Annotated in this window: 16 protein-coding genes; 4 read left to right on the plus strand and 12 right to left on the minus strand. The window is 68.7% G+C overall.

All coding sequences use genetic code 11. The annotated features are described in order from the left end of the window. Positions 1–15 precede the first annotated feature (15 nt). The 5 genes from prpF to ACODRX_RS10405 all read right to left on the minus strand — a co-directional run bounded on the left by prpF (position 16) and on the right by ACODRX_RS10405 (position 6,499). Positions 16–1,209: a 2-methylaconitate cis-trans isomerase PrpF gene (gene prpF / locus ACODRX_RS10385; protein ID WP_488871411.1), complete on the minus strand. Its 1,194-nt coding sequence runs from the start codon at positions 1,207–1,209 to the stop codon at positions 16–18. Continuing rightward, the gene (gene acnD, locus ACODRX_RS10390; protein ID WP_488871412.1) at positions 1,210–3,849 is read right to left on the minus strand and encodes a Fe/S-dependent 2-methylisocitrate dehydratase AcnD; all 2,640 of its coding nucleotides are present in this window, start codon (positions 3,847–3,849) and stop codon (positions 1,210–1,212) included. 19 nt (positions 3,850–3,868) lie between these two features. Next, positions 3,869–4,846, minus strand: a complete 978-nt coding sequence (locus ACODRX_RS10395; protein ID WP_488871413.1) for a tripartite tricarboxylate transporter substrate binding protein — start codon at positions 4,844–4,846, stop codon at positions 3,869–3,871. Between the two features lie 73 nt (positions 4,847–4,919). Next, positions 4,920–6,104, minus strand: coding sequence for a bifunctional 2-methylcitrate synthase/citrate synthase (gene prpC, locus ACODRX_RS10400; protein ID WP_488871414.1), 1,185 nt, complete (start codon positions 6,102–6,104; stop codon positions 4,920–4,922). After that, positions 6,101–6,499, minus strand: a complete 399-nt coding sequence (locus ACODRX_RS10405) for an acyl-CoA thioesterase (RefSeq protein WP_488871415.1) — start codon at positions 6,497–6,499, stop codon at positions 6,101–6,103. Before ACODRX_RS10405 ends, prpC begins: the two co-directional genes overlap by 4 nt. A 120-nt stretch (positions 6,500–6,619) precedes the next feature. Here ACODRX_RS10405 and ACODRX_RS10410 point away from each other — a divergent pair, with 120 nt between their 5' ends. Both ACODRX_RS10410 and ACODRX_RS10415 read left to right on the plus strand, forming a co-directional pair. After that, complete coding sequence (locus ACODRX_RS10410; protein WP_488871416.1) at positions 6,620–8,062, plus strand: short-chain fatty acyl-CoA regulator family protein; 1,443 nt, start codon at positions 6,620–6,622, stop codon at positions 8,060–8,062. A 61-nt stretch (positions 8,063–8,123) separates the two neighbouring features. Beyond that, positions 8,124–9,752, plus strand: a complete 1,629-nt coding sequence (locus ACODRX_RS10415) for an RNA/DNA-binding domain-containing protein (protein WP_488871417.1) — start codon at positions 8,124–8,126, stop codon at positions 9,750–9,752. Between the two features lie 104 nt (positions 9,753–9,856). Here ACODRX_RS10415 and ACODRX_RS10420 read toward each other — a convergent pair whose 3' ends face one another. The 7 genes from ACODRX_RS10420 to alr form a co-directional block, all read right to left on the minus strand. Beyond that, positions 9,857–10,441 (minus strand): 4'-phosphopantetheinyl transferase family protein, encoded by a 585-nt coding sequence (locus tag ACODRX_RS10420; protein WP_488871418.1) that lies wholly within the window; start codon positions 10,439–10,441, stop codon positions 9,857–9,859. After that, positions 10,441–14,511, minus strand: a complete 4,071-nt coding sequence (locus ACODRX_RS10425) for a Pls/PosA family non-ribosomal peptide synthetase (RefSeq protein ID WP_488871419.1) — start codon at positions 14,509–14,511, stop codon at positions 10,441–10,443. Before ACODRX_RS10425 ends, ACODRX_RS10420 begins: the two co-directional genes overlap by 1 nt. 135 nt (positions 14,512–14,646) lie before the next feature. Continuing rightward, entirely contained in the window at positions 14,647–16,080 is a 1,434-nt protein-coding gene (locus ACODRX_RS10430) for an efflux transporter outer membrane subunit (protein WP_488871420.1), read from the minus strand. A 2-nt stretch (positions 16,081–16,082) separates the two neighbouring features. Continuing rightward, complete coding sequence (locus tag ACODRX_RS10435) at positions 16,083–17,195, minus strand: HlyD family secretion protein (RefSeq protein WP_488871421.1); 1,113 nt, start codon at positions 17,193–17,195, stop codon at positions 16,083–16,085. A gap of 16 nt (positions 17,196–17,211) precedes the next feature. Beyond that, positions 17,212–18,876, minus strand: a complete 1,665-nt coding sequence (locus ACODRX_RS10440; RefSeq protein WP_488871422.1) for an MFS transporter — start codon at positions 18,874–18,876, stop codon at positions 17,212–17,214. Continuing rightward, positions 18,873–19,454 (minus strand): TetR/AcrR family transcriptional regulator, encoded by a 582-nt coding sequence (locus ACODRX_RS10445; protein ID WP_488871423.1) that lies wholly within the window; start codon positions 19,452–19,454, stop codon positions 18,873–18,875. Before ACODRX_RS10445 ends, ACODRX_RS10440 begins: the two co-directional genes overlap by 4 nt. 99 nt (positions 19,455–19,553) lie before the next feature. Beyond that, on the minus strand, positions 19,554–20,651 hold the full coding sequence (gene alr, locus ACODRX_RS10450; RefSeq protein ID WP_488871424.1) for an alanine racemase: 1,098 nt from the start codon (positions 20,649–20,651) through the stop codon (positions 19,554–19,556). A 163-nt stretch (positions 20,652–20,814) separates the two neighbouring features. Here alr and lplT point away from each other — a divergent pair, with 163 nt between their 5' ends. Both lplT and ACODRX_RS10460 read left to right on the plus strand, forming a co-directional pair. Then, positions 20,815–22,119 (plus strand): lysophospholipid transporter LplT, encoded by a 1,305-nt coding sequence (lplT, locus tag ACODRX_RS10455; protein WP_488871425.1) that lies wholly within the window; start codon positions 20,815–20,817, stop codon positions 22,117–22,119. Positions 22,120–22,249: 130 nt separating this feature from the next. Next, positions 22,250–23,131, plus strand: coding sequence for a DMT family transporter (locus ACODRX_RS10460; RefSeq protein WP_488871426.1), 882 nt, complete (start codon positions 22,250–22,252; stop codon positions 23,129–23,131). Positions 23,132–23,138: the final 7 nt, after the last annotated feature.

Here is a 23,138-nt window from a genome sequence, read left to right on the forward strand (position 1 = left end):
GCAAAAGAGCCATTGTCATCCCAGCAGCACCTCGCCCGGCACACGCACCCAGCCTTCCATCAGGATGCGCGCGCTGCGGCTCATCAGCGCCTTGGTGACCTGCCACTGGCCGTCCACCTGTTTGGCCTCGGCGCCCACGCGCAGCGTGCCCGAGGGGTGGCCGAAGCGCACCGCACCGCGCTCGCCGCCGCCCGCCGCCAGGTTGACCAGCGTGCCCGGCACCGCCGCCGCCGTGCCGATGGCCACGGCCGCCGTGCCCATCATGGCGTGGTGCAGCTTGCCCATCGAGAGGGCGCGCACCAGCAGGTCCACGTCGGCCGCCTTCACCGCCTTGCCGCTGGACGAGAGGTAGTCCGCCGGCGGCGCCACGAAGGCGACCTTGGGCGTGTGCTGGCGCGTCGCGGCCTCGGCCACGTCCTTGATGAGGCCCATCTTCACGGCGCCCCAGGCGCGGATGGTCTCGAAGCGCGCAAGCGCGGCCTGGTCCTCGTTGATGTCGCCTTGCAGCTCGGTGCCGGTGTAGCCGATGTCCTTGGCGTTCAGGAAGATGGTGGGAATGCCCGCGTTGATCAGCGTGGCCTGGAAGGTGCCGACACCCGGCACCTGCAGCTCATCGACCAGCCTGCCGGTCGGAAACATCGCCCCGCCGTCCTCTCCCTCGTCGGCGGGATCGAGAAACTCCAGCGGCACCTCGGCGGCGGGGAAGGTCACGCCGTCCAGCTCGAAGTCGCCCGTCTCCTGCACTTGGCCCTCGGTGATGGGCACGTGCGCGACGATGGTCTTGCCGATATTGGCCTGCCAGATGCGGATGGTGCAATGGCCGTTCGCAGGAATGCGCGCCGCGTCGATCAGCCCCATGTGGATGGCGCAGGGGCCGACGGCGGCCGACAGGTTGCCGCAGTTGCCGCTCCAGTCCACAAAGGGCTGGTCGATCGAGACCTGGCCGAACAGGTAGTCCACGTCGTGCCCGGGCCGCGTGCTGCGGGCCAGGATCACCGCCTTGCTGGTGCTGGACGAGGCGTTGCCCAGGCCGTCGATCTGCTTGCCGTACGGATCGGGGCTGCCCAGCGTGCGTAGCAGGATCGCATCGCGCACCGCGCCGGGCTGCTGCGCGGCCTCGGGCAGGTCCTGCAGCCTGAAGAACACGCCCTTGCTGGTGCCGCCGCGCATATAGGTGGCGGGAATCTTGATTTGCGGTGCGAAGGCCATTCAGGCTCCTTGGTTGCTCGCGAGAAAATCCTGGGCGAAGCGCTGCAGCACGCCGCCGGCTTCGTAGACCGAGACTTCCTCGGCGGTGTCGAGGCGGCAGGTGACTGGCACGCGCACGGCCTCGCCACTCTGGCGCTGCACGACCAAAGTGAGGGTGGCGCGCGGCTGCAGCTCGCCCTCCACCTCGTAGGTCTCGGTGCCATCGAGCTGCAGCGTGAGGCGGGTGGTGCCCGGCTGGAATTCCAGCGGCAGCACGCCCATGCCGATGAGGTTGGTGCGGTGGATGCGCTCGAAGCCCTCGGCCACCACGGTCTCCACGCCCGCCAGGCGCACGCCCTTGGCGGCCCAGTCGCGGCTGGAGCCCTGGCCGTAGTCGGCGCCGGCAATGATGATCAGCGGCTGGCGGCGGTTGAGGTAGGTCTCGATCGCCTCCCACATGCGCACCACCTGGCCTTCGGGCTCGATGCGGGCGAGCGAGCCTTTCCTGACGGCGCCATCGACCATCGCCATTTCGTTGACCAGCTGCGGGTTGGCAAACGTGGCGCGCATCGCGGTGAGGTGGTCGCCGCGGTGCGTGGCGTAGGAGTTGAAGTCCTCCTCGGGCAGGCCCATCTTCGCCAGGTACTCGCCGGCCGCACTGCTCGCCAGGATGGCGTTGGACGGCGAGAGATGGTCGGTGGTGATGTTGTCGGGCAGGATGGCCAGCGGCCGCATGCCCTTGAGCGTGCGCGGGAAGGCCGCCAGCGCGCCCACGCCCTCGGTGTCCCAGTACGGCGGGCGGCGGATGTAGGTGGACATGGGGCGCCAGTCGTACTGCGGCAGGGCTTTTTCGCCATCGTCGTGGCGAATCGCGAACATGGGTTCGTAGACCTTGCGGAACTGCTCCGGCTTGACCGCCTGGGCGACGATGGCGTCGATCTCCGCATCGCTGGGCCAGAGGTCCCGCAGGCGGATCTCCCGGCCATCGACCACCGCGAGCACGTCCTGCTCGATGTCGAAGCGCACCGTGCCGGCGATGGCATAGGCCACCACCAGCGGCGGCGAGGCGAGGAAGGCCTGCTTGGCGTAGGGATGGATGCGGCCGTCGAAGTTGCGGTTGCCCGAGAGCACCGCGGTGGCGTAGAGGTCGCGGTCGATGATTTCCTGCTGGATCCTGGGCTCCAGCGCGCCGCTCATGCCGTTGCAGGTGGTGCAGGCGAAGGCCACGATGCCGAAGCCGAGCTGTTCCAGCTCGTGCAGCAGCCCGGCCTCCTGCAGGTACAGCTCCACCGCCTTGGAGCCAGGGGCCAGCGAGGTCTTGACCCAGGGCTTGCGCGTGAGGCCCAGGCGGTTGGCATTGCGCGCCAGCAGCGCGGCGGCGATCACGTTGCGCGGGTTGCTGGTGTTGGTGCAGCTGGTGATGGCGGCGATGATGACGGCGCCGTCGGGCATCAGGCCCCGGGCTTCTTCTGCCCTGCCCGCGGCCAGCTTGGCCGGGTCGGCGATGCCGCGCTCTTGCAGCGCGGATACCGGCAGGCGGCGGTGCGGGTTCGAGGGGCCGGCCATGTTGCGCACCACGCTGGACAGATCGAAGCTCAGCACGCGCTCGTATTCGGCGGTTTGCAGCGCGCTGCCCCAGAAGCCCGCCGCCTTGGCGTAGCTCTCGACCAGCGCGACCTGCTCGGGGCTGCGGTCGGTGAGCCTGAGGTAGGCGATGGTCTGCTGGTCGATGTAGAACAGCGCGGCGGTGGCGCCGTATTCGGGGCACATGTTGGAGATGGTCGCCCGGTCGCCGATCGACAGGCTGTCGGCGCCCTCGCCGAAGAACTCGACATAGGCGCCCACCACCTTTTCCTGGCGCAGGAATTCGGTCAGCGCGAGCGCCATGTCGGTGGCGGTGATGCCGTCTTGGCGCCGGCCGCTGAGCCGCACGCCCACGATGTCGGGCAGGCGCATCCACGAGGCGCGGCCGAGCATCACGTTCTCGGCTTCCAGCCCGCCCACGCCCACCGCGATCACGCCCAGCGCATCGACATGGGGGGTGTGGCTGTCGGTGCCCACGCAGGTGTCGGGGAAGGCGACGCGGCCCTCCCCGTCCTGCTGCACATAGACCACGGGCGACATCTTCTCCAGGTTGATCTGGTGCATGATGCCGTTGCCCGCGGGGATCACATCCACGTTGGCGAAGGCCTTCTTGGTCCACTCGATGAAGTGGAAGCGGTCTTCGTTGCGACGATCCTCGATGGCGCGGTTCTTGGCGAAGGCATCGGGGTCGAACCCGCCGCACTCCACCGCCAGCGAATGGTCGACGATGAGCTGCACCGGCACCACGGGATTGACCGCGGCCGGATCGCCGCCTTCCTTGGCAATCGCGTCGCGCAGGCCGGCGAGGTCCACCAGCGCGGTCTGGCCCAGGATGTCGTGGCACACCACGCGCACCGGAAACCACGGAAAGTCCAGGTCGCGGCGGCGCTCGATCAGCTGCAGCAGGTAGCCCTCGAGCTGCGCCGGGTCGGCGCGGCGCACCAGGTTCTCGGCATGCACGCGCGCGGTGTAGGGCAGGCCATCCCAGGCGCCGGGCCGGATGGCATCGACGGCGGCGCGCGCGTCGTAGTACTGGAGGTCGGTGCCGGGCAGCGGCTTGCGGTAGGGAGAAGTCATCGTGGAGGGTAGGAAAAGCCTATTGGCTATGGATGTTGTTGTCGCGCACGACCTTGCCGTAGCGCGGTATCTCGGCCTTGATCAGCGCGCCGAACTGCCCGGGGGTGCCGCCGGCGGGCGACACCCCCGTGGGTTCGAGCTGGGCGACCAGCGCCTTGGCCTGCAGGCCGGCATTCAGCGCATCGTTGAGCGTGGCCAGCACCGCCGGCGGCAGGCCCTTGGGCGCCACCAGGCCATGCCAGGCGACCACGTCGTACTCGGGCAGGTTGCCGGCCTCGGCCACCGAGGGAATCTCGGGATAGGCGGCCAGGCGCTGGCGCGTGGTCACCGCCAGCGCGCGCAGCTTGCCGGACTTCACATGCTGCATCAGCGCCTCGGTGCCGGCCAGCATCATGTCCACATTGCCCGCCAGCAGGTCGGCCACCGCCGGGCCCGTGCCCTTGTACGGCACATGGGTGGCCTTGACGCCGGCCATGCCGAACAGGTACTCGGTCACGATGTGCAAATGCCCGCCGTTGCCCGAGGAGGCGTAGGTGAGCTTGCCGGGATGCTGGCGGCCGTAGGCCAGCAGCTCCTGCAGGCTCTTGGCGGGCACGTTGTCGTTGACGCACACCACATACGCGCCCTTGGACAGCTGGATCACCGGCGTGATGTCGGCCACCGGATCGAAGCGCAGCTTGTAGATCGCCGGGTTGACGGTGTAGCTGCCCGCGATCAGCAACAGCGTATAGCCGTCGGCCGGGTTGCGCAGCGCCAGCTCGGTGCCCAGCGTGCCGCCCGCGCCGGGGCGGTTTTCCACGATGGTGGCGCCCAGGCGCTCGCCCAGCACATTGGCCGCCACCCGGGCGATGAAGTCGGAGCCGCCGCCGGGCGCAAACGGGCAGATGATCTTGATCGGCTTGGACGGGAACTTGTCCTCGGCATGCAGCGTGAACGCAGCGGGCAGCGCCAGGCCGGCCAGCGCGGCATTGAAGTGGCGGCGGTTGAATGCGGTCATGGTTGTCTCCTGAGCATCATCGAGAACCACACTGTAAATCCCGCATCCCATACGCCGTGTAAACCCGGCGGGCTCAGGCGCGCTGCTCCAGCGGCACGAAGCGCTGGTCCTCGGGGCCGGTGTAGTTGGCGCTCGGGCGGATGATCTTGTTGTCCACGCGCTGCTCGATCACATGCGCGGCCCAGCCGCTGGTGCGGGCGATCACGAACAGCGGCGTGAACATCGCCGTGGGCACGCCCATCATGTGGTAGCTCACGGCGCTGAACCAGTCGAGGTTGGGGAACATCTTCTTGGCCTCCCACATCACCGACTCCAGCCGCTCGGCGATGTCGTACATCTTCGTCGAGCCGGCGCCGTCCGACAGCCGCCGGGCCACGCCCTTGATGACCGCGTTGCGCGGATCGCTCACCGTGTAGACCGGGTGGCCGAAGCCGATCACCACCTCCTTGGCCGCGACGCGGCGGCGGATGTCGGCCTCGGCCTCATCGGGGTTGTCATAGCGCTTTTGCACCTCGAAGGCCACCTCGTTGGCGCCGCCGTGCTTGGGGCCGCGCAGCGCGCCGATGGCGCCGGCGATCGACGAGTACATGTCGCTGCCGGTGCCGGCCACCACCCGGGCGGTGAAGGTGGAGGCGTTGAACTCGTGCTCGGCATACAGGTTCAGCGAGGTATGCATCGCCCGCACCCAGGCGTCAGAAGGCTTTGCGCCATGCAGCAGGTGCAGGAAATGGCCGCCGATGGATTCGTCGTCGGTCTCCACCGCGATGCGCTTGCCGTTGTGGCTGAAGTGGTACCAGTACAGCAGCATCGAGCCCAGCGAGGCCATCAGCCGGTCGGCGATGTCGCGCGCCCCGGCCAGGTGGTGGTCGTCCTTCTCGGGCAGCACGCAGCCCAGCACCGACACGCCGGTGCGCATCACGTCCATCGGATGGGCGGCGGCGGGCAGTGCCTCCAGCGCATGCCGGACCGCATCGGGCAGGCCGCGCAGCGCCTTGAGCTTGGCCTTGTAGGCCTGCAGCTCGGCGCGCGTGGGCAGCTTGCCGTGCACCAGCAGGTGGGCGACCTCCTCGAACTCGCAGACCTCGGCGATGTCCAGGATGTCGTAGCCGCGGTAATGCAGGTCGTTGCCCGTGCGGCCCACGGTGCACAGCGCGGTGTTGCCGGCCGCAACGCCCGAGAGGGCCACGGATTTCTTGGGCTTGGGGGCGGTGGGGGCGGCAGGGGTAGCGGCAGCGGTAACGGCTGAGAGGGCGTTCATGCGATGGATTCCTTGTCTTGGTCGTTGGTATGGATGGCGGTCGGAAGGCCGGCGGCATCCACCGCGACCATCTCGAACACCGCCTTGAGCACCTCTTCGGGTGGTATGCGCGGCAGCTGCGCGACGGCGCTGACGCAGACCGTCATCGAGCTCTTGCCCACGCGGCTGACCCAGGCGCGCAGCACCAGCTCGCGGCCCACCGGCACCGGCGCCAGAAAGTCCGCCTGGTTGACGCGGGCCATCACCACCTCGCGCTGGGCGAAATTGCGCGCCGCGAGAAACGCCGCCTTGGACAGCAGCTGCAGGCCCTGGCCCGCAAACAGCGTCTGGCGGTGGTTGGCATGCACCGGCAACACCAGTTCATGCAGCTCGGCTATTGCGGAAAATTTGGTCATGCTTCGCAATTTACGCAAAATACCAGTCTGTCGCCAGCACTGAAAAGGCGAATACTTGCGAATGAAAATGCGGAGATTTGCGAATTTTGCAAATTTCCGCTCACCACCACGGGGCATGGAATGAGCAAAACCTTCATGGGCGTGCGCTTGCGCAAGCTGCGCAGCGAGCATGGCCTGTCACAGATCGCCATGGCGCAGGCGCTGGGCCTGTCGCCCAGCTACCTGAACCAGCTGGAGCAAAACCAGCGGCCGCTGACGGTGAGCGTGCTGCTCAAGATCCATCGCGTGCTCGGCGTGGACATCCAGCAGTTCTCCGAGGACGAGGAGGCGCGCCTGATCGCCGGCATGCGCGAGGCGCTGGCCGATGCGCCCGAGGCCATCGCGCTGCCCGAGCTGCAGGAGGTGGCTGCGCAGATGCCGGCGCTGGGCCGCGCGCTGCTCGCGCTGCACCGCCGCCATCTGGAGGCGCTGGAGCGCCTGGAAGGCCTGTCGCAGCACATGGGCGACGGGCGCGGCGAACTGCCGCCGGCCCTGGTGCCGGCCATGCCTTTCGAGATGGTGCGCGACTTCTTCTTCGAGCACCGCAACCATTTCGACGCGGTGGACCGCGCCGCCGAAGACTGCGCGCAGCAGGCCGAGGCCCATGCCCAGGAGCACGGCCAGTCGCTGCTCGGTTGGCTGGAGGCGCGCCTGGCGCAGCGCCATGGCGTGCGCGTGCTGCGCACGCAAGCGCCGGAGCACAAGCGCCGCTACGACGCCGCCACGCGCACGCTGCACCTGTCGCCCGCGCTGGAGCCGGGGCAGCAGGCCTTCCAGCTCGGCACGCAGCTGGCGCTGCAGGAGCACGGCGCGCTGCTCGACACCCTGGTCGACGTGGCGCCCTTCACCCAGGATGCCGCCGCCCGCCGGCTGGCGCGCATCGGCCTGGCGAACTACTTTGCTGGCGCGCTGCTGCTGCCCTACGGCCGCTTCCTGCAGGCCGCCGAGGCGCTGCGCTACGACATCGACCTGCTCAGCCAGCGCTTTGGCGTGGGCTTCGAGACGGTGTGCCACCGCCTGTCCACGCTGCAGCGCCCCCATGCGCCGGGCGTGCCCTTCTTCTTCGTGCGGGTGGACCGCGCGGGCAACATCAGCAAGCGCCAGTCGGCCACGCATTTCCACTTCAGCCGCACCGGCGGCACCTGCCCGCTATGGAACGTGTACGAGGCCTTCAGCCAGCCCGGCCGCATCCTGCCGCAGGTGGCGCGCATGCCCGACGGGCGCTGCTACCTGTGGATCGCCCGCACCGTCACCCGCGGCGGCCAGGGCTGGGGCAGCCTGGGGCAGACCTTCTCGGTCGGCCTGGGCTGCGACATCCGCCATGCGCCGCGCCTGGTGTACGCCAAGGGCCTGGACCTCGCCGACCCCGATACCGCCACGCCCATCGGCATGGGCTGCAAGGTGTGCGAACGCGCGCACTGCCCGCAGCGCGCCTTTCCCTTCATCGGCCAGCCACTGGATGTGGACGAGAACCAGAGCCGGGTGGCGCCGTATGGGGTGGCGGTGCGGGCGGGCGTCCTGTAGTCGTCCCAGAGGAATCTGTAGCCGCCGTAGCCTTTCAAGAATCGGTAAAAATCACGGCACCATGGCAACTTCTCCCACCCAACTTCAACAGTGGCTGCTTGAACCCGAAGGCTTGCGCCTGGAATTCAAGGAAGCCAAGCAGCGTTATGACTTCGAAAAGCTGCTCAAGTACTGTGTCGCGCTGGCCAACGAAGGAGGCGGAACCATGGTGTTGGGCGTGACGGATAAGAGGCCCCGACGCATTGTTGGCACCCAGGCATTTGAGGACCCGAGCCGCACAGAGGCTGGCCTGTATCGACAGTTGAGCCAACGTATTCCGGTCGAGGAATTACTCCTGCCCGAAGGGCGTGTGCTGGTGGTGCACGTGCCAGCACGGCTCCCGGGAACGGCGTGGAGCATCAATGGCAGCTACTACAAACGCGAAGGCGACGACCTGACGCCACTGAAGGAGCAAGAGCTGCGGGCCATGTTTGCCGAAACCGGGCCTGACTTCTCAGCCCAGCCTTGCCCCAAAGCCACATTAGCTGACCTGTCTTCGGAGTCAATCGCATTGTTCCGTGACCGCTGGGCTCGCAAAAGCGGAGACCTTCGAAAGCGGGAATTAGGCAATGCACAGACCCTGCGTGATGCCGAGCTGCTAGTGGAAGGCGATCAAGTAAGCTATGCAGCCTTGATCCTGTTCGGCACCCGCACCGCACTCACACAGCACTTGGCACAAGCCGAACTGGTGTTCGAATACCGGTCCTCAGAAGCCGCAGGTCCAGCAGCCGACCGCGAGGAATTCCGAGAGGGCTTTTTTGCTTGGCAGGACACGCTGTGGAAAAAGATCAACCTACGCAATGACCGCCAAAGCTATCAGGATGATTTTTTCCGGATGGACCTGCCCACATTCGATGAAGTACCAGTGCGGGAAGCCATCCTGAACGCGGTGGCACACCGCGACTACCGACTGGGTGGCTCAATCTTTGTGCGCCAATTCGCCAAGCGGCTGGAAGTCGTTAGCCCCGGAGGCTTTCCACCGGGTATCACGCCCGAGAACATTATCGACCAGCAAAATCCGCGCAACCGCCGATTGGCGGAAGCTCTGGCCCGTTGCGGTCTGATCGAGCGCTCTGGCCAAGGCTTGAATCTGATGGTGGAAAGCGCCGTGCGCCAAGGCAAGCCTCTGCCCAGTTTTGCAGGCACTGCTGCGCATGAAGTGCGCCTGATACTGGAAGGCGGGATACGCAACCCTGCCTTTGTGCGGTTCATGGAGCGATTGGGCGAAGACCGATTGCGCAGCTTCTCGACGCTGGACTATCTGGCTCTGGAATGCCTGGAACTAGGCAAGGCACTTTCCCCTGCCTTGAAAGAACGCCTGCCGGGACTTGTGGCCGCAGGTGCTGCCGAAGCCATAGGCCGAGGCAAGGGCGCGCGCCATATCCTGTCCGAGGCGTTGTATGCATCGCTGGGCACCAAAGGAACGTACACCTACCAACGCGGCCTGGACAGGGAGACCAACAAGGCGCTTCTCGTCAAGCATTTGATGACGCAAGGGGATCTGGGTGCACCGCTGGCAGAGCTGCGACAGGTGCTACCGACCTTGCCCGAAAGCGCTGTGCAAGACCTGCTGCGGGAATTGCGAGAGGAGGGCAAGCTGGGCTTGAGAGGCACTCGACGATGGGCACGCTGGCATATTCACGGCGAATGACGCTCTTTAGCTGCTTTTTAGCAGCTCTATTTTCAAAACAAAAATCAAATAAAAACAACAGCTTATAAAGAAAAATCTAAAGAGATCATCGCATTTTTAAAGCTTTAGCCCCGCCAAGCCACAGCCGCTGCATGCGCCGCCCCCTGCAACACCGCCTCACAGCGCATACCCGCCAGTTGTACCTTGAGCGCCCCGCTCCACTCCACCAGCCCCAGGCCCGCGCATTTGAGGCGGGCCTCGTGCTGCGTCCAGGCCACGGCAAAGGCCTCGAAAAACAGGGCTTCCTGCGCAATGCCCATCAGCGCCCGGGCGGTGCTTTCATCCAGAAACAGCTTGGCCACACCTTCCAGCTCGCTGCGCGGCACGGTGGTGTCCAATGACTGGACATCCACGCCCACCGGCCCCTGCCAGTGCCAGGCCAGCAGCGCCATCCCGGGCGCATGGCTGATGGAGCAGTGCGGCGCCGCCAGCGGCACGCCGCGCAGCAGCAGCTGCGGTGCCTGGCTGCGCTGGTTGGTGATGTGCAGTTCGCCCTCGCTGCAGTCCAGCTCCGGCGCCAGGCAGGCGCGCAGCGCGGCGCGGGCCTGCAGGCGCGCCTGGCTGCGGTCCACGGCCAGCCCCAGCACCTGCCGTACCTGCGGCGCGCCGGCCTCCTGCCAGCCGGCAAAGGTGCAGGGCTCTATCCGCATCAGGCCGGGCTGGCGCTGGGCGCTGCGGGCGCGCCCTCCCAGCGGGTGCGCGCGGGCAGGGCCTCGCCTTTCATCACCAGGGTCAGCGGGCCGAGCTGCACACCGTCGCCCACGCTGGCGCTGTACAGCACGGTGCAGCGCGGGCCCATGGTCACCCGGCTGCCGATCACCACATGGTCGATCTTCATCACCCGGTCTTCGAACAGATGGGTCTGCGGGCAGCACATGGCGTTCAGCTCGCTGTGCGCGCCCACGGTCACGCAGTCGTGCTCGGTGATGTCGATGGTGTCCATGTAGGCGCTGGCGGCGATCTTGCTGCCCATCAGGTTCATGGCCAGCGGCAGCCAGGGCGTGCCGCGCAGGTAGCGCAGGAAGTTGGGCACCGCCATGCCTTCGTACATGTTGGTGGCGGCTTCGGAGAGCCAGACGAAGGGGGTCCACATGGGCACGGCCTTCTTGCGGTAGCGCCCCACGGTGAGCCACTTGAACAGCGCCACCAGGAAGAAGGCCACCATGCCGAAGACCACGCCCGACACCGCCAGGTCCACCACCACCGCGCCCCAGCGCCCCTTGGAGGCCAGCGGCATCGCGTCGAGCACGATGGCATAGCCCACCGCGATGACCAGCGCATGCGGCGCGGCGATGCGGAAGGCCTCGACCAGGCCGCGCCCCAGGCGCCGCCAGGGCGAAGGCGCGAAGGTCAGGTGCTCGGGGTAGCCCTGGGCCACCTCGCGCGCCGGCAGGTTGATCGCGGGCGCGCCCAGCCAGGTGTCGCCGCTTTGCATGTCGGCATTGCGCGGCACCGCGGTCATCACGCCGATGAGCACGTTCTCGGGGATGGTGGAGCCATCGGGCACGTAGGCGCCGTTGCCGATGAAGCTGCGGCGCGACACCACGGTGGGCTTGACCGTCATCCAGCCGCCGTCGATATGCTCGTCGCCCAGCATCACCGCATCGGCCACGAAGCACTCGTCGCCCAGCGTCAGCATGTCGGGCACCACGCCGAGCGCGGTGGACAGCTCGGTCTGCCGGCCCACCTTGGCGCCCAGCAGCCGGTACCAGGTGGAGGAGTACACCGTGGCGTAGATGCCGTGCAACGTACCCAGGCTCGCCTCCTGGATCTGGTTGACCAGCCATTTGCCGAGATACCGGCCGCTGTGCAGCGACCAGGTGCCGGCCCGGGTGCGCGGCAGGAACAGGTAGCGCACCAGCGCCGCCACCAGCACCGTGCACGCCACCAGCACCGCGCTCGATGGCAGCGCCAGCAGGAAGAACTTGACGAAGCGCAGGATGAACGCGCCCACCGCATCGACCACGCCGTGCTCCAGCAGCGGCCGCACCGAGATCGCCTCGATGTCGAGCACGTCGATCAGCATGAAGGTGGGGAATACCGGCATGAAGAACAGCGTGGCCACCAGCAGGCCGCCGGCCAGAAAGACGAACAGCTCCCACACCCGCCGCGCCCGGCCCGCTGTCTGGCGCGGCGGCAGGCTGGCGGGGTCGAACTCGCCCACGGCGCGCGCGGGCGAGCCGGCCCACACGCTGCGCGCGGGCTGCACCATGCCGTCGGCCAGCGCCGACTGGCCCTCCAGGTGCGCCCAGTCCTCCAGCCGGGTGTTGCCCTCGACCACCACGTACGAGCCTATGCAGGCCTCGCTGCCGATCTCGATGCGGCCCAGCACCAGCTCGCCGCCTTCGACGCGGGCGTTCTCCAGGTTCACCGCGTTGCCGATGCTCACGCCGTCGCCGATCGAGAGCAGGTCGTGCGCGCGCACCGTCATCGAGCCGAGGTTGGCCTCGCTGCCCACCTGCGCGCCCAGCGCGCGCAGCCACAGCGGGTGCAGCGACGAGCCGGTGATCATCGCGATCGGCACCGCCTCCACCAGCCGGTCGGCGAACCACCAGCGGAAGTAGGTCAGCCCCCACAGCGGATAGCGCCCGGGCCTGAGGCGCCCGGCCACCAGCCACTTGCCAGCCCAGGCGATGCCGAATTCGGCCAGCGTGGCGATCGCGAAGGCCAGCACCGACATGGCCACCGCAAACCAGACCGAGTCGGAGTCGTCGCCGGTGAAGAAGTGGTAGGTGAAGAACGGCGCCAGCCACTGCGCCATCTTGATCAGCACCAGCAGCGGGATCGCCACCGCCTGCGCCGCGCCGCAGCGCCAGCGCCGCCAGGCGGAATGGATGCGAAAGGGCCGCTCGCGGGCCGGTGCGTCGCCCTGCGGCATCGCGGCCTGCAGCGCCTCGGCGATCAGCCCGATGCGGCGCTGCTGGTAGATGGTGCTCACCGTGGCCTGCGCAAAGCGCGCATCAGCGCGCAGCAGCGAGGTCAGCCGCGCCGCGAACAGCGAATGCCCGCCCAGGTCGCTGAAGAAATCCAGCCCCCTGCGGATGGGCTGGCCGGGAAAGAGCTGCGCCAGCGCGGCGAACAGCACCTCCTCGGCCGGGGTTTCGGGCGTGTCGGAATCGGACAGGTCCTGCGCGCTGGCCAGCGCCATCGCCTTGAGCGCCTTGCGGTCGATCTTGCCCGAGGTCAGCCGCGGCATCTCGGCCAGCGCCTCGAAGCGGGCGGGCACCATGTAGGGCGGCAGGCGCTCGGCCAGGGCACTGCGCAGCGCGGTGTGCGTGGGATGATCTTCAGTGGGCACATAGAAGGCCACCAGCTGGTCCATGCCATCGTCACGGCGCAGCAGCACCGCCGTGGTGCCCACGCCCGGCTGCTGCGCCAGCACCGCCTCGATCTCGCCCAGCTCCACGCGAAAGCCGCGGATCTTGACCTGGTCGTCGGCCCGGCCCAGGCAGTGGATCTGGCCATGCTCGTCGATGCGCGCCAGATCGCCGGTGCGGTACAGGCGCGTGTCGTGCGGTCCGTTGGCCCAGGGGTTGGCAAGGAATTTCTCGGCCGTCAGCTCCGGGCGGCCCAGGTAGCCGGCGGCCACGCCGGGGCCGGTGATGCACAGCTCACCCACCTCGCCCTGCGGCAACCCCACCAGAGGGGGCGCGGTGCCGGCCGCAAAGCTGTCGGCCTCGATCACCTGCACCACCACCAGGCCGTAGTTCGGCAGCGGCGTGCCTATGGTCACCGGCTCGCCGGCCCTGAGCTCGGCCAGGCTGGCCGAGACCGTGGCCTCGGTCGGGCCGTAGGTGTTGAACATCTGGCGCTGGCCGTTGGCCCAGCGCGCCACCAGCGATTCAGGGCACATCTCGCCGCCGAGGTTGATGAGGCGCAGGTTGGGCACGTCCTGCGCGAACAACGCCAGCAACGTGGGCACGGCATGCAGCACCGTGACCTGCTGCTCGACCAGCGCGCGCGGCAGCGCCTCGGGGTCGCCGGCGATCTCGCGCGGCGCCAGCCATAGCGTCGCGCCCACGAGGTAGCTGATCCAGATCTCCTCGAACGACATGTCGAACGCCACCGAGAAGCCCTGGTAGACCTTGTCGGTCTGGCGCACGCCCAGGCGCGCATTCTCGCTGCGCAGGAAGTGGCAGATGCTGCTCTGGGTGATGGCGATGCCCTTGGGCTTGCCGGTGGAGCCGCTGGTGTAGATCACATAGGCCGGATGCCCGGGCAGCGCGCCCTCGCGGCGGCGCAGCGCGGTGCCCGCGGGCAGCGGCGCGAGCAGCTCGGTTTCGGCCAGAATTCGGGCTGAAATGCCTGCCTGCCCTTGCACCATGTGTGCCTGCCGCTGTGCAATCAATAGCGCCTTGGCATTGGCGTCCTCCAGGCAGGTGGCGATGCGCTCGGGCGGGGTTTCGGCGTCGAAGGGCAGCCAGGCCGCGCCGGTCTTGGCAATCGCCAGCTGCAGCGTGAGCAGCTCGATGCCGCGCGGCAGCCACAGGCCCAGCATGTCGCCGGGGCGCACGCCGGCCTCGATCAGCCGATGCGCGGCCCGGCTGGCGTCGGCATCCAGCTCGGCGTAGCTGCGCTGGCGCGCCCCGCCGCCCTGGCCCTCGATCAGCGCAACCTGCTCGGGGTGCGCGTAGGCGGTGGCCTCGAAGATGTCGGCCAGCACCTCGTGGCGCAGCAGGTCTGGCCGCTCGGGCCCACGCAATACAACAGTGTCAGACATACCATCAGCGGCTTACCCGGTGCAACCGTGCACCAGAACGTGGCGGCGCCGCTCTTTTCAGCTCGCCATTATTGAGCGGCGCGGCGGCTTTTCCGCGCGCTGGGGCCTGCTTCCTGGCGCTGCGTTGCGCAATATTTACATTGCCGGTGCCGGGGCGGCGCCTGCCTGCCAGCCGCCGCCCAGCGCCTTGTACAGCGCGATCAGGTTCTGGAACTGGCTCTGGCGCAGGCCGATCACATCGATTTCGGTCTGGTAGAGGTTGCGCTGCGCATCCAGCTGCTCCAGGTACGAGGAGTAGCCGGCCTGGTAGCGGTCCTGCGCATAGCCCAGGGAGCGCGCCAGCACCGCGCGGCGGCGCGTGGCGCCGCCCCACTGCTCCTGCAGGCGCAGCGTGCCGACCAGCGCGTTTTCGACTTCGGCAAAGGCATTGAGCACCGCGCCGCGGTAGGCATAGGCGGCCTGGTCGCGCTGGGCGGTGGCGGCGTCGTACTGGGCATCGAGCCGGTTGCCGTCGAACAGCGGCGCAAGCACGCTGCCGCCCAGCTCCCAGATGCGGATCGGATCGTAGTGCAGCGCATTGGCATACAGGCCGCCCAGGCTGGCGCTCAGGCGCACCGAAGGCAGAAAAGCCGCGCGGCTCACGCGCAGGCTGGCGTCGCTGGCGGCCAGCTGGGCGGCGGCCTGCGCCAGGTCGGGGCGGCGGCCCAGCAGCTCGGACGGCAGCATGCCGGGCACCGGCGGCAGCGCCAGCGACTCGAATTGCGCCGCCAGCGCCGCTGCATCCGCGTCGGCATCCTCTTCGGAATCCCGTTCGGCGGCCGCCGGCAGCTCGCCCGCCAGCAACTGCAGCGCATTGCGCTGGCGGCTGATGGCCAGCCGCAGCGCCGGTATCTGCTGCTGCACGGCCTCGAGCTCGGCCTCGGCCTGGGTCAGCTGCAGCCGCGAGATATAGCCGTGGGCCTGCTGGTCCTGCGCCAGCGCGAGCGACTGGCGGCGCAGCTCGGCGGTCTTGCGGGTCTGCGCCAGCTGGGCCTCGCGCGCCAGCAGGTCGACATAGGCCTGGGCGGTGGCGGCGGCCACGCTGAGCGCCACCGCATCGCGCTCGGCCTGGCTGGCGCGCAGCTGCCAGTCGGCGGCGCGCCGGCGATCGGACAGGTGGTTCCACAGGTCGGGCTCCCAGCTGGCCTGCAGCTGCGGCTGGACAATGCGGCTGGTGCCCACGCCAGCCGCGGTGAGGGTGTGGCTGGCATCCGCCGCCATGGCGGCGTTCAGCGTCGGCAGCAGCGCGCCCTCGGCCAACGCCAGCTGGGCCCGCGCCGCGGCCACCCGGGCGCCGGCCTGCTGCAAATTGGCATTGCGCGCCAGCGCCGCCTCCACCTGGCGGTTCAGCCCGGCATTGCCAAAGCCTTCCCACCAGCGCGCGGCCACGGGGATGGCAGAGCCGGCCGCCGTGCTCCAGGCGGCGGGCGGGTCGACGCGCGCATCCTCGGGCACGGCGCGCAGCGCCGGGGCGCAGGCGCTGAGCAGCAGCGCGGCGGCGCAGGCCGGGGCGATGGCGAGCAGGCGCATATTCACTGCTTTCCCTCGGCCGTGGAAGGTTCGGCCGCGGTGTTGACCCGCGCCTCCACCGACATGCCGGGCCTGAGGCGCGCGGCCAGCGGCTGGCCTGGATCGATGCTGATGCGGATCGGCAGCCGCTGCACCACCTTGGTGAAGTTGCCGGTGGCGTTGTCGGGCTTGATGACGCTGAATTCCGAGCCGGTGGCCGGCGCGATCTGCTCGACCTGACCGTGGATGAGCTGGCCCTCCAGCGCATCGACCGCGAAGCTCGCGGGTTGGCCGATCCGCATGCGGGCGGTCTGGGTTTCCTTGAAGTTGGCCACCACCCACAGCTGGCGGGGCACCAGGAACATCAGCTGCGAGCCCGCCGTCACATACTGGCCCAGGCGCACCGAGGCCTCGCTGATCTGGCCATCCTGCGGCGCGCGGATCAGCGTGTTGGCCAGGTCGATCCGCGCCAGCCCGAGCTGCGCCTCGGCCGCCTTGACCTGGGCCTGCAGGCTGGCGCGCGAGACATGGGTGGACTTGATGCTTTGCTCGCCGATGTGGATGTCGGCCTGGGCCTTGAGCACATTGGCCTGGGCCAGCTGGGCCGTGGCGCGGGCCTGGTCGCGCTCGCGCAGCGACACCGAGCCGCGGCTGGCCAGCTCTTCCACGCGGGTCAGGTCGGCGCCGGCGCGGCGCGCCTCGGCCTGCACCGCGGCCAGGCTGGCCTGGCGCGCGCCGAGGTTGGCGCGGTTCTGCGCCTGGGTCTGGTCGGAGTTGGCGAGCTGCGCGCGCGCATTGTCGAGCTGCGCCTGGGCCTGGGCCACCTTGTCCTGGTAGATGCGGTCGTCGATGGCCAGCAGCACCTGGCCCTCTTTCACATGGTCGAAGTCGCGCACCTCCACGCGGCTGACATAGCCGCTGACCTGCGGCGCCAGCACCGTGACCTGGCCGCGCACGTAGGCGTTGTCGGTGGTGGCCCAGACCGGCTTGAACGGCGGCAGCTTCCAGGCCCACAGGATCAGCAGCACGCCCGCCAGCGCGACCAGCGCGGCCAGCAGCACGGCCCGGGCGGAGGGGCGGATGAGTTTGGGTGGAGCCGCCGGCTCGGCGGCAGGCGTGGTGGCAGGGGCATTCATGGGACGGAATCGGTTGTCAGTATGGTTTTCGGGTCACGGCACCGGCGATGCGCGGATGCACCTCGGCCCGGTAGCGGGTGTAGACGTAGCGCAGCACGGCATAGCCGAGAAAGCTGAACGCCATCAGCGCGATCAGCACGAAGACGTCGTTGTAGGCGCGCACGCCAGCCTCGCGCCGCACGGTCTGCGCCAGCTGCGAGCGCCCCTGGGCGCTGCGCAGCATGGGGTCGGGCTGCACGCGGGCGTAGGGCTGCTGCTGGATCTGCAGGCGCCGGGCCACCTGCGGGTCGGTGGCCTGCATCTCGGCCGCGATGGCCTGGACATAGGCCTGGGTGCGCTGCGCCTGCAGCGTGCCCAGCAGCGCCGGGCCGAGCACGCCCCCCAGGCTTTGCGTCACCGCGAACAGCACGATGAAGGTGACCAGGTGGTCCAGCCCCTTGGCCAGCACCTGCATGAAACCCGAGATCAGAATGGGCCCGATGAACAGCGCCGCCGCGAACGAGATCAGCACCTGGCTGAAGAAAAAATCATGCGGCCGCACCTGGCTGGTGGCATGCCAGTCGAGCCAGCCGCCCACGCCGATCAGCGCGATCGACGCGAGGATCATCCACAGCACCCGCGCGGGGCTGAAGACCGCCGCGCCCACCAGGGTGCCCAGTACCATGCCGGCCAGGATCACGCCGTACAGCGGCTGCAGCTGCTCGGGCTGCATGCCCAGCATGCGCAGCAGGCCCACCACGCCATAGCTTTGCTCGGCCACCATGAAGCGCATCACGATGGCGCCCAGCATGAAGGCCAGCGTGCTCGGGTGCAGCAGCCAGCGCAGCTGGATCAGCGGCCTGCGGCGCGAATACTCCAGCACCGCGGCCAGCGCGAACAGCACCAGCGACGCCGCCAGCGCCCAGGCCAGCCAGGGCGTGTCGAACCACCAGGCGTTCACGCCCTGCACCAGCACCGCGCACAAGAGCGCGATGGCCGGCGCCACCAGCGCGAAGGTCAGGAAGTCCAGCGGCTCGAACACATGGATCTGCATGCTGGACGGCAGCTTGAGCACGATCACCGCCGCCAGGCTGCACAGCGCCAGCCCGGCCTCGAAGGCATACAGCGACGGCCAGGGCGAAATATCCACCAGCGACGGCGACAGCACCCAGGCCAGCGGCACCGCGATGGACGACAGGTTCATGCCGATGATGAAGGCCGACAGCACCTTGGTGGGCGGAAATACCTGCACCATGTACAGCGTGGCCAGCGAGGTGGCCGCCGCCGCCGACATGCCGCTGACCGCGCGCACCAGCAGCGACATCTCGTAGGTGTGCACGAACAGGTGCAGCACCGCCACGAAGGCGTAGATGCCCAGGCCCCATTCGGCGAACACGCGCAGGCCGAACTGCTGCCGGGTCTTGAACACCAGCAAGTTGGCGGTCATGTTGACCATGTAGTACACCGCCGGCAGCCAGGCGGCCTCGACCGGCGTCAGCCCCAGCTGGCCCTGGATGGCCTGCTGGTTGGCCACCACCAGCCCGTTGCCCAGGCCGCCGGTGACGCCGATCAGCAGCGCGACGAGGAAATACGCCACGCGCCGCCGCCGCGAGTGCGCCAGCTTGGCCGGCGAGCCCGGCAGCGTGGGGCGCTCGTGCTCCTCCCACTGCGGCGGCGGGACGATATAGCGGGGACTGTTCACGGCGCGGCGCCTTCCGTGCCCGGCGCGCGCAGGCCGCCCTCGATCAGCTCCCAGGCCCGCTGGCCCAGCGCGAGCTGCTCCTCGCGGGTGCGGCCGCGCCGGGCGGCGCCGAACATGCCGCCGATCAGCACCAGGTCGTCGCTGCCCAGGTCGGCGCGGCAGCGGCCGCCCTGCAGCGCCTGCGCCAGCAGCGGCTCCAGCATGCTGCGCAGCTGCTGCTGCGCCAGGACCAGCGTGGGGTCGCTGCGGTCCAGCGAGCGCCAGAAATCAAGCAGCGGCGTGGTGCGCACCACGGCCTCGGCCCAGTAGCGCATGAAGGCGAACAACGCATCCGGCCCGAGCGGGCTCAGCTCGTCGGCGCGGGCCTGCAGCTGCTGCAGCATGCGCAGCAGCAGCGCGCGCATCAGCGCATGGCGGTCGGCGAAATTGCGGTACAGCGTGGCCCGGCTGACGCCGGCGCGCTCGGCCACCAGGTCGAGCGCCGCCTGGGCGCCCTGCTCCGAAAACACCTCGAAAGCCGCGTCCAGCAACTGCTGGAGGTTGGCCTGGGCATCGGAGCGGACTTGGCGTGGGCGCATGGAAAATCTCTTAAACGTACAAAAGTGTACGCTACAGGTTTCCAGCCTGCACCAGCCCAGGGATTACCCTAGTCGGGCACGATGTCTTGCGGGCCGCTCCTATTCGGCCTGCACCGGCACGCGCGGCGCCAGCGCGCACATCAGCTCGTAGCCCACGGTGCCGGCGGCCTGGGCCACCTCGTCGATGGACAGCACCGCGCCATTGCCGGCCCGGCCCCACATGGTGACCTCGGAGCCGAAGCCGGCCTCGGGCAGGTGCGTCAGGTCGATGGTGATCATGTCCATGCTCACCCGTCCCACCAGGCGGCTGCGCTGCCCGCCCACCAGCACCGGCGTGCCGGTGCCACAGTGGCGCGGGTAGCCGTCGGCATAGCCGCAGGCCACCACGCCGATGCGCATGGGCTGCTCGGCCACGAAGGTGGAGCCGTAGCCCACGCTGTCGCCGGGCCGCAGCTGCTGCACGCCGATCACGCGGGTGGCGAGCGTCATCGTGGGCTGCAGGCCCCAGTCGGCGGCGCTGCGCTCGGGATAGTCGGGCGCGCCGCCGTACAGCATGATGCCGGCGCGCACCCAGTCGCCGCGCTCGGCGGCCGGCATGTCGGGGTAGCGCAGCATGGCGGCGCTGTTGCAGATGCAGCGCTCGCCGGGCAAATCGCGCGTGGCCTCGTCGAAGGCGGCGAGCTGGGCGGCGATGCCCTTGGGCCCGTCGGCATCGCTGAAGTGGGTCATCACCGAGATCTCGTCGACCTGCGGCAGCGCATCGAGCCGCGCCCAGGCGGCGCGAAAGCGCTCGGGCGTGAAGCCCAGGCGGTTCATGCCCGAGTTCATCTTCAGGAACACCCGGTGCGGCGCCTGGGTCTTGTGGGCCGCGAGCCAATCGATCTGCTGGTCGCAGTGCACCGCGTGCCAGATGGACAGGCGCGAGCACAGCTCCAGGTCGCGCGGCTCGAACACGCCTTCGAGCAGCAGCAGCGGGCCGCGCCAGCCCAGCTTGCGCACCCGCTCGGCCTCGGCCAAGTCGATGAAGGCAAAGCCGTCGGCGGCGAGCAGGCCCGCGAACACCCGCTCGATGCCATGGCCGTAGGCATTGGCCTTGACGACCGCCCAGACCTGGGCGTCGGCGGCCGCGCGCCGCGCGCGCTCCAGGTTGTGGCGCAGGGCGGCGGTATGGATGGTGGCTAGAATGGGACGCGGCATGAGAGCTTGCTGTTCAGAGAAAACACGGGGGAATCGCCTGCCATTCTGTCACCGCCTGGCACCATGCGCGTGCTATAACCGCCAGTCCCGGCCCACGCCATCTCCATTTCTCTGCCTCCATTAGCGCTACTGATACAGAACCAGAACCAGAAACAGGATCTCGATGAAGCGCGGTTTCTACACCATCATGGCAGCGCAGTTCTTCAGCTCGCTGGCCGACAATGCCTTGTTCGTCGCGGCCGTCGACCTGCTGATGCAGGCGAGCGCGCCCGAGTGGCAGCGGGCGGCGCTGGTGCCGATGTTCGCGCTCTTCTACGTGCTGCTGGCGCCGTTCGTGGGCGCATTCGCCGATGCCTACCCCAAGGGCCAGGTCATGCTGGTCAGCAACTTCATCAAGGCCGTGGGCTGCCTGCTGATGCTGTTCGGCTCGCATCCGCTGATGGCCTATGCGGTGGTCGGCCTCGGGGCCGCGGCCTATTCCCCGGCCAAGTACGGCATCCTCACCGAGCTGCTGCCGGCCAGCCAGCTGGTCAAGGCCAACGGCTGGATCGAGGGGCTGACCATCACCTCCATCATCCTGGGCGTGCTGCTGGGCGGGCAGCTGGTGGGGCCGGTGGCCTCCAGCGCACTGCTGGCCTTCGACCTGCCGCTGGTGGACACGCCGGTGGACACGCCTGCCGAGGCCGCGATCTCGGTCATCGTGCTGCTGTACGCGCTGGCCGCCTGGTTCAACACCTGCATTCCGCGCACCACCGCCAGGCTGCTGCCGCTGCGCCAGGACCCGTCGCGCAGCCTGGCCGCCAACGTGCTCGACCTGCTGCCCGATTTCTGGCGCTGCAACCTGCGCCTGTGGCGCGACAAGCTGGGCCAGATCTCGCTGGGCACGACCACGCTGTTCTGGGGCGTGTCGGGCAACCTGCGCTATATCGTGCTGGCCTGGAGCGCGGTGGCGCTGGGCTACAGCACCACCCGGGCCTCGGCGCTGGTGGGCGTGGTGGCCATAGGCACCGCAGTGGGCGCGGTGCTGGCCTCGGTGCGCATGCGGCTGGACGACGCCACCCGCGTCATTCCGCTGGGCATCGCCATGGGCCTGCTGGTGGTGGCGATGAACTTCATCCACACCATCTGGCTGGCCGTGCCCTTCCTGATCCTGCTCGGCGGCCTGGGCGGCTTTCTGGTGGTGCCTATGAACGCGCTGCTGCAGCACCGCGGCCACAACCTGATGGGCGCGGGCCGCTCAATCGCGGTACAGAATTTCAACGAGCAGGCCTGCATACTGGCCCTGGGCATCATCTACAGCCTGTTCACCAAGATGGGGCTGTCGGCCTATGGCGCGATCACCTGCTTCGGCCTGCTGGTGGCGGCCATCATGTGGTGCATAGGCCTGTGGTACCGCCGCAATTGCCGCCGGCACCCGCAGGAGCTGGAACAGCTGCTGGACATCGCCCGGCGCGACGACAGCCACTGAGTCAGCCTGGCTTGCACCAGGAATATCGTTATTCATAGCACCTAGCGCCCACCAGCTTTCGTTTTCAATATAAAAACCATCTGAAAACATTGTCTGATAAGCGCTAGCAGCTATTCTTTTTTCTTTCTGGATGCATTCCGCGCTCCCTTTCCTGTCACTGCTGTGCAACGCCTTCATCTGGGGCACGATCTGGTGGCCCTTCAAGCTGCTGCAAGCCCACGGCGTGCACCCGGTGCTCGGCACCACGCTGATGTATGCGCTGCTGTTCAGCGGGCTGGCGTTGCTCAAGCCCGGCGCGATCGCCATCGCGCGCCGCCACCCCATGCTGCTGGCGCTGGCGGCGGCATCGGGCACCACCAACATCCTGTTCAACTGGGCGGTCACCTCCGGCGAAGTGGTGCGCGTGGTGCTGCTGTTCTACCTGATGCCCGCCTGGTCGGTGCTGCTGGCCTGGTATTTCCTGGGTGAAAAGCCCACCCGCTACTCGCTGCTGCGGCTGGCGTTGGCCTTTGCCGGCGTGGCGCTGGTCATGCTGCCGCCGGGCATCACCTGGCAGGCGCTGACCGCGCACCTGGCGCTGCCCGACCTGCTGGCGATCGCCGGCGGCTTCAGCTTCGCCTGCACCAATGTGGTGCTGCGCAGCCAGTACCGCGTGGCTGGCGAGGCCCGCATGCTGGCCATGTTCTGCGGCGGGCTGGTGGCCGGCGCCCTGATGTCCTGGCTGGGCACGCGCACCGGCCTGCTGCCGGGGCTGCCGCCCCTGGCATGGCAGTGGCCGGCGCTGATCGCGGCGATCGCGCTGCTGCTGATGCTGAGCAACTGGTCGCTGCAATATGGCGCCGCGCGGCTGGCCGCCACCACGGCGGCGGTGGTCATGCTGTCGGAAGTGGTGTTCGCCAGCGCCTCCAGCGTGCTGATCGAGGGCACGGTGCTCAGCGGCCGCCTGCTGCTGGGTGGCGCGCTGGTGCTGTCGGCAGCGCTGCTCGCGGCGCTGGAGAAAAAGCTAACATAGGCAGGCC

Source organism: Comamonas sp. FG99, from assembly GCF_057808605.1.

Coding starts and splice junctions, on each gene's coding strand:
- prpC (WP_488871414.1), bottom strand. CDS start 6,104: ATGAACGCCCTCTCAGCCGTTACCGCTGCCGCTACCCCTGCCGCCCCC.
- ACODRX_RS10430 (WP_488871420.1), bottom strand. CDS start 16,080: ATGCGCCTGCTCGCCATCGCCCCGGCCTGCGCCGCCGCGCTGCTGCTC.
- ACODRX_RS10420 (WP_488871418.1), bottom strand. CDS start 10,441: ATGCGGATAGAGCCCTGCACCTTTGCCGGCTGGCAGGAGGCCGGCGCG.
- prpF (WP_488871411.1), bottom strand. CDS start 1,209: ATGGCCTTCGCACCGCAAATCAAGATTCCCGCCACCTATATGCGCGGC.
- ACODRX_RS10415 (WP_488871417.1), top strand. CDS start 8,124: ATGGCAACTTCTCCCACCCAACTTCAACAGTGGCTGCTTGAACCCGAA.
- ACODRX_RS10435 (WP_488871421.1), bottom strand. CDS start 17,195: ATGAATGCCCCTGCCACCACGCCTGCCGCCGAGCCGGCGGCTCCACCC.
- alr (WP_488871424.1), bottom strand. CDS start 20,651: ATGCCGCGTCCCATTCTAGCCACCATCCATACCGCCGCCCTGCGCCAC.
- ACODRX_RS10460 (WP_488871426.1), top strand. CDS start 22,250: ATGCATTCCGCGCTCCCTTTCCTGTCACTGCTGTGCAACGCCTTCATC.
- lplT (WP_488871425.1), top strand. CDS start 20,815: ATGAAGCGCGGTTTCTACACCATCATGGCAGCGCAGTTCTTCAGCTCG.
- ACODRX_RS10410 (WP_488871416.1), top strand. CDS start 6,620: ATGAGCAAAACCTTCATGGGCGTGCGCTTGCGCAAGCTGCGCAGCGAG.
- ACODRX_RS10405 (WP_488871415.1), bottom strand. CDS start 6,499: ATGACCAAATTTTCCGCAATAGCCGAGCTGCATGAACTGGTGTTGCCG.
- acnD (WP_488871412.1), bottom strand. CDS start 3,849: ATGACTTCTCCCTACCGCAAGCCGCTGCCCGGCACCGACCTCCAGTAC.
- ACODRX_RS10445 (WP_488871423.1), bottom strand. CDS start 19,454: ATGCGCCCACGCCAAGTCCGCTCCGATGCCCAGGCCAACCTCCAGCAG.
- ACODRX_RS10395 (WP_488871413.1), bottom strand. CDS start 4,846: ATGACCGCATTCAACCGCCGCCACTTCAATGCCGCGCTGGCCGGCCTG.
- ACODRX_RS10425 (WP_488871419.1), bottom strand. CDS start 14,511: ATGTCTGACACTGTTGTATTGCGTGGGCCCGAGCGGCCAGACCTGCTG.